At 67.1% G+C, this 11,863-nt stretch carries 10 protein-coding genes; 9 read left to right on the top strand and 1 reads right to left on the bottom strand.

Annotated elements, in window-relative coordinates; genetic code table 11:
• Window positions 1-200: 200 nt before the first annotated feature.
• The 9 genes from motA to JHD82_RS09630 all read left to right on the top strand — a co-directional run bounded on the left by motA (window position 201) and on the right by JHD82_RS09630 (window position 9,989).
• The gene (gene motA, locus JHD82_RS09670; RefSeq protein WP_012202536.1) at window positions 201-1,061 is read left to right on the top strand and encodes a flagellar motor stator protein MotA; all 861 of its coding nucleotides are present in this window, start codon (window positions 201-203) and stop codon (window positions 1,059-1,061) included.
• A 24-nt stretch (window positions 1,062-1,085) separates the two neighbouring features.
• The gene (gene motB / locus JHD82_RS09665) at window positions 1,086-2,123 is read left to right on the top strand and encodes a flagellar motor protein MotB (RefSeq protein WP_199136211.1); all 1,038 of its coding nucleotides are present in this window, start codon (window positions 1,086-1,088) and stop codon (window positions 2,121-2,123) included.
• A 124-nt stretch (window positions 2,124-2,247) separates the two neighbouring features.
• Window positions 2,248-2,634 (top strand): chemotaxis response regulator CheY, encoded by a 387-nt coding sequence (cheY, locus tag JHD82_RS09660; RefSeq protein ID WP_012202534.1) that lies wholly within the window; start codon window positions 2,248-2,250, stop codon window positions 2,632-2,634.
• A 10-nt stretch (window positions 2,635-2,644) separates the two neighbouring features.
• Complete coding sequence (locus JHD82_RS09655) at window positions 2,645-3,259, top strand: protein phosphatase CheZ (RefSeq protein WP_012202533.1); 615 nt, start codon at window positions 2,645-2,647, stop codon at window positions 3,257-3,259.
• A gap of 222 nt (window positions 3,260-3,481) precedes the next feature.
• A complete protein-coding gene (locus JHD82_RS09650; protein WP_013800346.1) occupies window positions 3,482-4,657 on the top strand; it encodes a flagellar biosynthesis protein FlhB in 1,176 nt (391 codons plus the stop codon).
• Entirely contained in the window at window positions 4,654-6,753 is a 2,100-nt protein-coding gene (flhA, locus tag JHD82_RS09645; protein WP_012202531.1) for a flagellar biosynthesis protein FlhA, read from the top strand. Before JHD82_RS09650 ends, flhA begins: the two co-directional genes overlap by 4 nt.
• Entirely contained in the window at window positions 6,750-8,396 is a 1,647-nt protein-coding gene (flhF, locus tag JHD82_RS09640) for a flagellar biosynthesis protein FlhF (protein ID WP_199136209.1), read from the top strand. Before flhA ends, flhF begins: the two co-directional genes overlap by 4 nt.
• Complete coding sequence (locus JHD82_RS09635; RefSeq protein WP_199136208.1) at window positions 8,389-9,270, top strand: hypothetical protein; 882 nt, start codon at window positions 8,389-8,391, stop codon at window positions 9,268-9,270. Before flhF ends, JHD82_RS09635 begins: the two co-directional genes overlap by 8 nt.
• A gap of 5 nt (window positions 9,271-9,275) precedes the next feature.
• Complete coding sequence (locus JHD82_RS09630) at window positions 9,276-9,989, top strand: RNA polymerase sigma factor FliA (protein ID WP_012202528.1); 714 nt, start codon at window positions 9,276-9,278, stop codon at window positions 9,987-9,989.
• Between the two features lie 218 nt (window positions 9,990-10,207).
• On the opposite strand, the gene JHD82_RS09625 is transcribed toward JHD82_RS09630, so the two are convergent.
• A complete protein-coding gene (locus tag JHD82_RS09625; RefSeq protein ID WP_199136206.1) occupies window positions 10,208-11,659 on the bottom strand; it encodes a PLP-dependent aminotransferase family protein in 1,452 nt (483 codons plus the stop codon).
• Window positions 11,660-11,863: the final 204 nt, after the last annotated feature.

Raw genomic sequence — 11,863 nt, 5'->3', positions numbered from 1 at the left:
TTTTGGGCTTTTGGCGCGCAGCGGCGCGTTTACACCTGCATCTCAGGGCTCTCAAGTATTGATGCCTGCGGTCGATAGCTTGACAAGCCATGGGTTCGTCGATGGCCGCCACCCCGCCACGGCCCAGTGTCAAAACAAGCGCGCATTTCCAAGCCAGTTCCGACTTTTCCATCGGGACACCTCTGACAGAATCCACTCCCATGCTTGTCATCATCGGATACATCGTCGCCTTCGGTTGCATCTTCGGCACCTATGTGCTGCACGGGGGCAACGTCCAGGTCATTCTCAAGGCCCTGCCCTTCGAGATGGTGACCATCGGCGGCGGCGCCATCGGCGCCTTCATCGTGTGCAACCAGCCCAAGGTGCTCAAGGCCACGGCCAAGGCCATCCCTGGCGTGATGAAGAGTTCGCGCTACACCAAGGCCCGCTTCATGGAGCTGATGGCGCTGCTGTACGAGATTCTGCAAAAGGCCCGCAAGGAGGGCCTGATGTCCATCGAAAGCGATGTGGAGGCACCCAACGAGTCGCCCATCTTCACCAAGTATCCCGAGCTGCTGGCCGACCACCATGTGGTGGAGTTCCTGACCGACTACCTGCGCATGATGGTGTCGGGCAACCTCAACTCCCACGAGATCGAGTCGCTGATGGACAGCGAGATCGAGGCGCATCACGCCGAAGCGCATGCCCCGGTCAACGCGTTGACCCGCCTGGCCGGCGCCCTGCCCGCCTTCGGGATCATTGCCGCCGTGCTGGGCGTGGTGAACACCATGGGCTCGGTGGGCCAGCCGCCTTCCGTGCTGGGCGGCATGATCGCCTCGGCCCTGGTCGGTACCTTCCTGGGCATTTTGCTGGCCTATGCGCTGGTGGAGCCCATGGCCGGCCTGGTGGAGCAACGCGCCCAGGATGCTGCCAAGGAACTGGAGTGCATCAAGACCACCTTGCTGGCCAGCATGCAGGGCTACAACCCCGCCACGGCCATCGAGTTCGGCCGCAAGGTGCTGTTCTCCACCGAACGTCCCGGGTTCCTTGAGCTGGAAACCCACGTCAAGGGCAAGAAGTAATCCTGCGTCCAGCAGCGTCAAGCCATGGCAGAGAAAAAGTTACAGCCGATCATCATCAAGCGCGTCAAGAAGACGGCGCATGCACCCCACGGCGGTGCCTGGAAGATCGCCTATGCCGACTTCGTGACCGCGATGATGGCCTTCTTCCTGCTGATGTGGCTGCTGGGCTCCACGGCCAAGGGCGAGCTGCAGGGCATTGCTGCGTATTTTTCCTCGCCGCTGAAGGTGGCGATGGCCGGCGGCGACGGTGCAGGCAACAGCTCCAGCGTGATTCCCGGCGGCGGCAACGACCTGGCCAAGGTGCACGGCCAGGTGCGGCGTTCGGAGGCTGCAGACAGCTCCAACCGGCGCACCAGCGTCGATGCAGGCCGCGCTGACCAGGCCCAGGTGGATTCCAACCGCATCAAGGCGCTCAAGGCCAAGGTGGACGCGATGATCACCAGCAATGCGCGCCTCAACGAATTCCGCTCGCAGATCCGCACCGACGTGACGCCCGACGGCCTGCAGATCCAGATCGTGGACGAGCAAAACCGCCCCATGTTCGACAGCGGCAGCGCCATGGTCAAACCCTACATGCGCGACATCCTGCGCGAAGTGGGCGCGGCCCTGGCGGGCGCGGAAAACCGCATCAGCCTGTCCGGCCATACCGATGCCACCCCTTACGGCAATGCCGACCGCGGCTACAGCAACTGGGAGCTGTCCTCCGACCGTGCCAACGCCTCGCGCCGCGAGCTGGTGGCGGCCGGCATGCCGCTGAACCAGCTGGCCCGCATCACCGGCCTGGCCAGCAGCGACCTGCTGCTGCCCGATGATCCGCGTGCCCCGCAGAACCGGCGCATCACCATCACCGTGCTCACGCAGGAGGCTGAAAAGCGCCTGCTGGGCCACCGCGGCCCTGTGACACGCAACGCCTTGCCGCCATCATTGGCCGGCGGCAATGGCGGCACGGCGAATGCGGCCACCACCGAATCCGCAACCGGCGAGACCGCTGCGCAGCCCGCCGCCACCTCGCCTGCAGCTGCCCCGTCCGCGCCCGCGTCACCTGATCGTGTAACAAATTAAGGTTTGCGCCCGATGCTGCCGAAAAGCAGGAAAATTCCCACATTGCGCCAAGAAGGTTTCATATTGTTACCATCGCGGCGGATTCTTACCAGTACCGAGCACCTACCGACCGAAAGGGCCTCACGTGGCTAATGCCCTGCGTTTTTTGATCGTTGACGACTTCTCCACCATGCGGCGCATCGTGCGCAATCTGCTCAAGGAGAGCGGCTTTCCCGAAGCCGATGAAGCCGAAGACGGCGTCGTGGCACTGCACAAGCTGCGCAACAGCAAGTTTGATTTCGTGGTGACGGACATCAACATGCCCAACATGAACGGCTTCCAGCTGCTCACCGAAATCAAGCAGGACGACAAACTCAAGCACCTTCCCGTGCTGATGGTGACGGCCGAGGCACGCAAGGAGGACATCGTGGCAGCGGCCCAGGGCGGCGCGGCAGGCTACATCGTCAAGCCCTTCACCAAGGCCACGCTGGAAGAGAAAGTCAACCTGATCCTCAAAAAGCTGGGCCTGTAGGGCACGCGCCATGAGCAACCCGGATGTCCCCGACAGCGTCCACTACAAGGTGGGCGTTCTCACGCGCCAGCTGCATGACTCGCTCAACGAGCTGGGCTATGCGGACCGATTGCGCGGCAGCATGGGAGAGCTGCCGGACGCGCAAAGCCGCCTTTCCTACATTGCGCGGCTGACCGGAGAAGCCGCCGAGAAGGTTCTGAACCGCGTCGAATTGGCCAAGGTCCAGCAGGACAGGCTGGCCGAGCGTGTACGCGCCATGCGGGCACAGATGGTCGAGGACCCCGTGGCGGCCGTGGCCAAGGGCCGGGTGATGAACTTCCTGGAGGAAGTCGAGCAGGGCACGCAGCAGGCCGACGAGCACCTCACCGAGATCATGATGTCCCAGGACTTCCACGATCTCACGGGCCAGGTCATCGCCCGCGTGGTCTCGCTGGCCGCCGATCTGGAGGACCAGCTGGTGCAGCTGCTCATCCAGACCTCGCCCAACCCGCAGCAGACGGCGCTGGAGCCCCTGGAAAAGCCCAAGGAGCACCTCGCCGGCCCCGTGGTCGATCCCGAGAAGACGCCCGATGTGGTGACTTCGCAGTCCCAGGTGGACGATCTCCTGGCCAGCCTGGGATTCTGATCACCCCGGGGAGGCGCCCGGCGCCTCCCCTCTCATTGCAGGGCAGCCTCTTTCGCTTGGGCGCAAGGGGCTGACTGCCATCTTCGCGGCGCCCTTGCACCATGCGGCTGCCGCTCCTCCCCTTGTGCAGACAGCACATAAGCGCCGCTTGAGCCCCGCTTATCGGGGCTTCGCCTGCCTGGCTTGTTCCGACAATGACGCAAATCCTTCCGTCATTGCGCCATGGACTCCAGCCAAGACAAAAGCCTTCCCGCCACCGAACGCAAACTGCAGAAAACGCGTTCTGACGGCCAGGGTGCGCGCTCTCGGGACCTGTCGCACCTGGCCATCCTGGGCACGGGCGCGCTGATGATGCTGATGGGCGCCGAGCCCCTGATCCAGCACCTGCGCATGGCACTGGCCCAGCAGCTGGCCTTCGATGCGCACACGGCCAAGACGCCGGCCCTGATGATGGAGCGCATGCTGTCCATGGGCAGCCTGGGCCTGAAGATTTCCCTGGTCGTTGCCGCCGTGACCACGGGTGCGGCCCTGGTGTCGGGCATGCTGGCCGGCGGCTGGATCCTGAGCCTCAAGCCCATCCAACCGCAGTTCAACCGCCTCAATCCGCTGTCGGGCCTGACCAACCTGTTTTCCAAGCAGCAGATGGTGACCGTGGTGAAGATGGTGGTGATGACGGCCATCCTCTCCTTCGTGGCCTGGAAGTTCCTGAGCGGCCATCTCGCCGAGATCGCCGCCATCTCCTCCCAGCCCTCGGCCATGGCGCTGTCCATGACGGGGCAATGGCTGGCCAGCGGCGTGGCCCTGCTGCTGCTGGTGGTGTTCCTGATGGCCGTGATCGACGTGCCGCTGCAGGCCTACCTGTTCAAGTCGCGCCTGAAGATGAGCCATGAGGAAGTCAAGCAGGAGCACAAGGAATCCGACGGCAACCCGCAGATCAAGAGCAAGATCCGCCAGAAGCAGCGCGAGATCGCCGACCGCGCCAGCGTCAACGCCGTGCCGCGCGCCGACTTCGTCGTCACCAACCCGACGCACTATGCCGTGGCCCTGCGCTACGACGAAAAGACCATGGCCGCCCCGCAGGTCATCTCCAAGGGCACGGACCTGGTGGCGCTGAAGATCCGCGAAGTCGCGGGCGCCCACAAGATCCCGGTGCTCGAATCCCCCATGCTGGCGCGCGCCCTGTACGCGCACGCCGACCTGGACCAGGCCATTCCCGCCGCGCTGTACACGGCCGTGGCCCAGGTCCTGGCCTATGTCTACCGCCTGAAGGCCGCGCTGCGCGGCGAAGGCCCCATGCCTGGCGATCTCGGCGAACCCGTCGTGCCCGCCGAACTCGATCCGCACCAGGGCCGCCGCGCGCCAGGCGCCGCCGCGACCACTGAAGGTACTGCTCCATGACGACGAATCCGCTCCAATCCCTGCAATCGATGTGGTCGAGCGAGAACGCCAAGTTCGCTCAGGGCCTGATGGCGCCGCTGCTGGTGGTGGCCATCCTGGCGCTGATGGTGCTGCCCATTCCGCCGTGGCTGCTGGACACCTTCTTCACGCTGAACATCGCCGTGGCGCTGATGGTGATGATGGTGGCGGCCTACATGATCCGGCCGCTGGACTTCGCGGCCTTCCCGTCGGTGCTGCTGCTGACCACGCTGATGCGCCTGTCGCTGAACGTGGCCTCCACCCGCGTGGTGCTGCTGGAGGGCCACACAGGCCCGGGCGCGGCCGGCGCGGTGATCGAGGCCTTCGGCCACTTCCTGATCGGCGGCAACTTCGCCGTCGGCCTGATCGTGTTCGCCATCCTGGTGGTGATCAACTTCGTGGTGATCACCAAGGGTGCCGAGCGTATCGCCGAAGTCTCGGCCCGCTTCACCCTGGACGCCATGCCCGGCAAGCAGATGGCCGTGGACGCCGACCTGAACGCCGGCCTGATCGACGAAAAGGAAGCCAAGCGCCGCCGCGCCGAGGTGCAGGAAGAGGCCAATTTCTTCGGCTCCATGGACGGTGCCAGCAAGTTCGTGCGCGGCGACGCGGTCGCCGGCATTCTGATCCTGGTGATCAACATCATCGGCGGCTTCGCCATCGGCATGATCCAGCACGGCCTGTCGGCCGGCCAGGCCGCCGACAGCTACATCCTGCTGGCCGTGGGCGATGCGCTGGTCGCGCAGATCCCCGGCCTGCTGATCTCGGTGGCCGCGGCCATGGTGATCTCGCGCGTGGGCAAGGAAACCGACATGGGCCAGCAGATCGCGCAGCAGCTGTTCATGTCGCCCAAGGTGCTGGGCATCACGGCCGGCGTGCTGGGCCTGCTGGGCGTCATTCCGGGCATGCCCCACGTCGTGTTCCTGTGCACGGGCGCGCTGCTGGGCTGGCTGGCCTGGATGCTCTCGCGCCGCCAGCAGGAACGCGCCTCCCAGCAGACCCAGGCGCCCGCACCCGTGGCCGCGCCCAGCGACGGCGAAGCCACGTGGGACGACCTGCAGCCAGTGGACCTGCTCGGCCTGGAGCTGGGCTACCGCCTGATCACCCTGGTGGACAAGGGCCGCCAGGGCGACCTGCTGACCCGCATCAAGGGCGTGCGCCGCAAGTTCGCCCAGGAAGTGGGCTTTTTGCCCCCGGCCGTGCATGTGCGCGACAACCTGGAGCTCAAGCCCAGCGCCTACCGCATCACCCTGCGCGGCGTGATGGTGGGCGAGGGCGAGGCCTTCCCCGGCATGTTCCTGGCCATCAATCCGGGCGGCATCAGCACCCCGCTGATCGGCACCCAGACCACCGACCCGGCCTTCGGCCTGCCCGCCCACTGGATCGACGAACGCCAGAAGGAAGCGGCACAAATGGCAGGCTTTACCGTGGTTGATTCGGAAACCGTGATGGCCACCCATTTGTCACACTTGATGCAAGTGCATGCCGCCAAGCTGATCAGCCGTACCGAGACGCAGCAGTTGGTGGAGCATGTGGCCAAACTGGCTCCCAAGCTGATCGAAGAAGTCATTCCGAAAATGGTGTCCATCACGACGTTCCAGAAAGTGCTCCAGCTGCTGCTGGAAGACTCGGTGCACGTGCGTGACATCCGCACCATCATCGAGACGCTGGCCGAGCACTCCTCGACCACGCAGGACCCTGTCGAGCTGGCCCGCCGCGTGCGCATTGCGCTGTCGCCGTCCATCGTCCAGCAGATCTACGGCCCGACCCGCGAGCTGAACGTCATCGCCATCGAGCCCGGACTCGAACGCCTGCTGGTGCAGGCCCTGTCCAACCCCGGCTCCCCCTCACTGGATCCCGGCGTGGCCGAGATCCTCACCCAGAAGGCGGCCGACATGGCCAACCAGCAAGAAGAGCTGGGCCTGCCTGCCTGCCTGCTGGTTCCCGATTCCATCCGCAATTCCATTGCCCGCCTGGTGCGCCGCGTGGCGCCGCGTCTGCAGGTTCTCGCCCACAGCGAGATCCCCGAAACGCACACCATCCGCATCGGCTCGATTCTTAAAGGTGCATCCGCATGAACATCAAACGCTTCTACGCCCCCACCTCCCGCGAGGCCCTGGCCAAGGCGCGCATGGCTTTCGGAGCGGGCACCCTGATCCTGTCCAACCGCAACACGCCCGATGGCGTCGAGGTCATGGCCACGGCCGAGGACACGCTGGAGCAAAGCAAGGCCGCTGCCAGCAGCACGCCGCTGCAGCAGGCCATCGAGCGCCGCTCCGCAGAGGAAACCACGGGCCTGCGCCCGCAGGTGCAGGCCAAGCTGATCCAGGCGCAGACCCAGCCGCGCACGGCACTGCCGGCCGCGCAGGCGGCTCCATCGCGTGCTTCCCAGGCAACGTCGTCGGCGATTGCGCAGGCCATCTCGCAGGCAGCCTCGCTGTCGGCAGACGGTGCCGAGCCGGCCGGCCTGCGCCAAAGCGTGCAGGAAGACACCGAACAGCTGGCCATGAGCACCCTGTCCTTCCAGGACTATGTGCGCGAACGCATGCTGCGCCGCCGCCACGAGGCCGGCGTTGACGAGCCGCTGCCCAGCTTTGCCCAGCGCCGCAGCCTGGGCGACGCCCTGCGCGAAGCACCGGCCGCCGCGCCCACGGCTGCACAGCAGCCGTTCAAGGCACAGCCTGCGCCTTCCGTGGCCCGCCACAACCCGCTGCGCACCAGCGCCGAAGCGCCGCTGCGCGAGACCCTGCGCAGCGAGCCCGCACCGACCATGGCCTCCCAGGCACTGCGCGATGAGCTGCAGTCCGTGCGCGACCTGATCGAAGAGCGCTTCAACACCCTGACCTGGCTGGGCCAGACGCGCCAGAACCCCATCCACGCCAACCTCACGCACAAGCTGATCCGCGCGGGCTACTCCCCCGTGCTGGCCCGCGCCCTGGTCGAGCACATGCCCCAGGACCTGTCCGCCGGCGACGCCGTGCGCTGGCTGATGCAGGTGCTGGAACGCAATCTGCGCACCGACGCCGACCAGGCCCCGCTGTACGAGCAAGGCGGCGTCTTCGCCCTGGTGGGCTCCACCGGCGTGGGCAAGACCACGACCACGGCCAAGCTGGCTGCCCTGTGCGCAGCCAAGTACGGCGCCGCCAGCGTCGGCCTGATCACCCTGGACACCTACCGCGTCGGCGCCCACGACCAGTTGCGCTCCTACGGCCGCATGCTGGGCGTGGTGGCCCACCTGGCCCATGACCGCGCCGCGCTGCAGGACCTGCTGGGCCTGCTGGCCAACAAGCAGCTGGTGCTGATCGACACCACGGGCGTGGCCCCGCGCGATCCGCGCAAGGACGAGATCCTCGACCTGCTGGACCTGCCCGGCATCCAGAAACTGCTGGCCGTGAACGCGGCCGGCCAGGGCGATGCGCTGGACGATGTGATGCAGGCCTTCAAGGCGCGCGGCTCCAGCCAGGCCATCCTCACCAAGGTGGACGAGGCCGTGAAGCTGGGCCCGTCGGTGGACACGCTGATCCGCCACCAGATGCAGCTGCGCGGTGTGACCAACGGCCAGCGCGTGCCCGAAGACTGGGAACGCGCCGATGCGCAGCAACTGGTGTCCGCCTCCATGCGCGCCGCCACCCGCTCGGCCTTCGACCCCAAGGCACTGGACCTGGACTTCTTCTTCACCCCGTCCAGCCCCAGCACGGAAGGCGAGATCCACCATGCTTGAAACCTTCCCCCAGCTGCACCAGGGCCTGGGCCTGCACGGCCAGCCCGGCGCCGCCGCGCCCATGGGCCTGCGTGTGCTGGCCATGCTGCGCGACACGGCCAACGACCCGCAGGGCCAGGCCGAACAATCCCTGCTGTGGCCGGTCTGTGCCAGCCTGCAGCGCCTGGGCCTGCCCGTTCTGGTGCTGGACGCCAGCCAGGGCGAGTGCCCGGATGCACCGGGACTGGCGCAGCTGCTGCAGCAAAGCGCCTGGCAGGCCCGTACCGGCTTGCACCCCGATCCCCGTCACAGCTCGGTGGCCGTGCTGCCCGCCCGCCAGGGCCTGGATCTGCTGCCCCTGCAGGCACGGCAAGCCGGCATGACGCCCATGCAATGGCTGCAGCGCCACGTGCGCGGCTACGCCATCGTCATGCTGTATGCCAATGCCGACACGCTGGCCAGCAACCTGGCCGGCCAGGCCGTGCACCCGCTGATGGTGCTGCCCGAACAAGGCACCCGCGTGCTGGGCTGCTACCGCCAGCTCAAGCAGTTGGCGGTGCATGCCGGCCTGCGCTGCCTGCTGGCGCCGCTGCTGCCCAGCGCCGATGACCTGGGCGTGACCAGCTACGATTGGCGCCGTGGACAGACCGGCGCCCGCAGCCAAGCCGAGGATGCGCAACAGCTGCAATCCCAGATCGACGCGCTGATGCGCTGCGCGCAGCGCCACCTGGGCCATGCGCCGGGACTGCTGCCCGTGCGCCTGCACCATGCACCGGACTTGCAGCGCCTGGCGCTGCAACTGCTCAACCATGCGGGCAGCGTGTTGCCACATGGCGGCCAGGATCTGGCCGCCGGCTTCGCGCCGCTGCCCGCATCCCATGCCTGGAGCCACTGACTGCCATGTACACCGCCAAAGGCCAACTCGACCGCGATGCACTGATCCGTCGGCATGTACCTCTGGTACGCCGGATCGCGCTGCACATGATCGCCAAGCTGCCTCCCAATGTGGAGCTTGATGATCTGATACAGGTCGGAATGATCGGCCTGGCCGAAGCCCTGTCCCGCTTCGAGAGCGAGCAGGGCGTGCAATTCGAGACCTTCGCCAGCCAGCGCATCCGTGGCGCCATGCTCGATGAGCTGCGCGAAGGCGACTGGATGAGCCGCAGCTCGCGCAAGAGCCAAAAGGACATCGAGCACGCGCTGCACCGCCTGGAGCAGCGCCTGGGGCGCACGCCGCTGGAATCCGAGATCGCCGACGAACTGGGCATGGACCTGGACGACTACCAGTCGCTGCTGGGCAAGGTGCGCGGCACGCAGCTGGTGTATCTGGAGGACATGTCGGGCGGCGACGAGGGCGAGGACTTCCTCGAGCGCCACGTGGCCGACAGCGGCGCCGATCCCTTTGCGCTGCTGCGCGACCACCGCCTGCGCGTGGCCCTGGTCGAAGCCATCAAGGCCCTGCCCGAGCGCGAGCAGTACATCATGGGCATGTACTACGAGCACGACATGAACCTCAAGGAAATCGCCGCCGTGCTCGGCGTGACCGAATCGCGCGTGTGCCAGCTGCACAGCCAGGCGATTGCGCGCTTGCGGACAAAAATGCGGGCGCATTGACTGGGAGCACCCCCTGAGGCGCTTGCGCGCCTTCCCCCTCTCTACCCGCTGCGCGGGGGAGGGGGACGACACCCTCGCGGCGGGGCGGCCCTTGCTCGGTGTCCCTTGCTTTGGGCCTCGTCGGTTTTTTGCGCTGCTGGTCTGATCTATGTTTGCGGGTCGATACAGCCTTCCCCGCCTTCCGCCCCTCCCCCTCTCCTCTCTCCCATTCCCGTTTTCTATCCGCTGCCGCGCATGGCCTGGACTTCGCGTTCGAAGATGCGCCAGAAGGCGGGTTCCTGCGTGGTGGCGAAGTTGATGCGCATGCAGGTGCTGGGCTGGCGGCCGGCGTGGAACATGGCGCCGGGGGCGATGAAGTAGCCGGCGTCCAGCAGGCGCTGGGCCAGGGTTTCGGTGTCCACGCCGGTGTCCACCCAGCCGAACATGCCGGCCGGCTCGGCCGCGAAGCGGGCTCCTGCCTGCTGGGCCAGTGCCACGCTGCGCATGCGGGCCTGGGCCAGGTGCTGGCGCAGGCGCTCGGCATGGCGGCGCAGCTGGCCCTGGTCCATGCAGTGGGCCAGGGCGCGCTCCATCAGCGAGGGGGTGGTGAGCGTGGACAGCAGCTTGGTGTCCACCAGGCGCTCCACCAGGGCCGGCGGGGGCGCCAGGTAGCCCACGCGCCAGTTGGGCGCCAGCAGTTTGGCGAAGCCGCTCACATAGATGCTGTGGCTGAGGCGGTCCAGCACGGTCATGCGCGCGGCGTGGTCGGGCGCGATCTCGCCATAGGTATCGTCCTCCACCACGTAGAAGCCGAATCGCCGCGCCAGCTGCAGCACCTCGTGGGCGCTGGCCGGTGACAGGCTGTAGCCGGTGGGGTTGTGCAGCACGCTCACGCTGACGTAGAGCTTGGGTGCGCAGCTTTCGCAGTAGCGCTGCATCACGGCCAGGTCCGGCCCGTCGGGGCCGCGCGGCACGGGCAGCACGCGCATGCCCAGCGATGCCAGGCGCGCGAACTCCACGGCCCAGCCGGGCTCCTCCACCATCACCGGGTCGCCCGGCTGCAGCAGGGCGCGGCTGACCACGTCCAGCCCATGGGTGGCGCCCATGGTGGTGATGATGTGCTGCGGCGCCGCCGCAATGCCCAGGCGCGCCAGGCGCCGCGACAGCGCCTCGCGCAGGCCGATGTCGCCCAGCGGGTCGCCGTAGCCCACGCAGGAGTCGTGCAGGGACTTGCCCGAGCAGGCCTTGCGCATGGCCGCCGCCAGGAAGCCGGCCTCCAGCCACTCGGCCGGCAGCACGCCCGCCCCGGGCTGCGGCCTGCCGCCCACGCTCTGGTGGAACATGCCGCGCACCAGCATGGAGGCATTGATGCGCGTGCCTTTGGGCACGCCAGGGGCCTCCTCGGCGGGGACCGCACGGGCCTGTTCGGGCTGCAGCAGCGGCGCATCCTGCACGAAGTCGCGCACGAAGAAGCCGCTTTGTGGCCGCGCCTCGACCAGGCCCTGGGCCTGCAGCAGGTCATAGGCGGCCACCACCGTGTGCGTGCTCACGCCCTGCTGGCGCGCGCATTCGCGCACCGAAGGCAGGCGTGCGCCCGCAGGCAGCAGCCGCATGCGGATGCGCTCGCCCAGGCGTTCGGCCAGCTGGGTGCTCAGGGTCTGCGGCGCCAGCCGCGAGAGGGGAACGGTCATACGGAAACGGCTGCGAAGGGGTCACCAGAAAGTCACTGTATCGGGATAGGCACCAATACAGAACATGCAATTGAGGGTCCAACTGTATTGGCACTGTACAGGTCTTGCACCTATATTTCATGCATTCGTGCTGCGGAGAAGGCCTGCCGTGCCCTCCTCCCCAACAGCCCCTGCCGCCTGTATGGAGACCTTCGGGGCCACCGC

Source organism: Delftia sp. ASV31 (assembly GCF_016428765.1).
Taxonomy (GTDB): Bacteria; Pseudomonadota; Gammaproteobacteria; order Burkholderiales; family Burkholderiaceae_C; genus Comamonas; species Comamonas acidovorans.
The sequence above is the reverse complement of the archived record's forward strand: the minus strand, read 5'-3'. Positions and strand labels throughout refer to the sequence as shown.

Excerpts from the sequence above, each read along its gene's own strand:
- motA (WP_012202536.1), top strand. The coding sequence starts at position 201 with ATGCTTGTCATCATCGGATACATCGTCGCCTTCGGTTGCATCTTCGGC.
- motB (WP_199136211.1), top strand. The coding sequence starts at position 1,086 with ATGGCAGAGAAAAAGTTACAGCCGATCATCATCAAGCGCGTCAAGAAG.
- JHD82_RS09655 (WP_012202533.1), top strand. The coding sequence starts at position 2,645 with ATGAGCAACCCGGATGTCCCCGACAGCGTCCACTACAAGGTGGGCGTT.
- JHD82_RS09650 (WP_013800346.1), top strand. The coding sequence starts at position 3,482 with ATGGACTCCAGCCAAGACAAAAGCCTTCCCGCCACCGAACGCAAACTG.
- flhA (WP_012202531.1), top strand. The coding sequence starts at position 4,654 with ATGACGACGAATCCGCTCCAATCCCTGCAATCGATGTGGTCGAGCGAG.
- flhF (WP_199136209.1), top strand. The coding sequence starts at position 6,750 with ATGAACATCAAACGCTTCTACGCCCCCACCTCCCGCGAGGCCCTGGCC.
- JHD82_RS09635 (WP_199136208.1), top strand. The coding sequence starts at position 8,389 with ATGCTTGAAACCTTCCCCCAGCTGCACCAGGGCCTGGGCCTGCACGGC.
- JHD82_RS09630 (WP_012202528.1), top strand. The coding sequence starts at position 9,276 with ATGTACACCGCCAAAGGCCAACTCGACCGCGATGCACTGATCCGTCGG.
- JHD82_RS09625 (WP_199136206.1), bottom strand. The coding sequence starts at position 11,659 with ATGACCGTTCCCCTCTCGCGGCTGGCGCCGCAGACCCTGAGCACCCAG.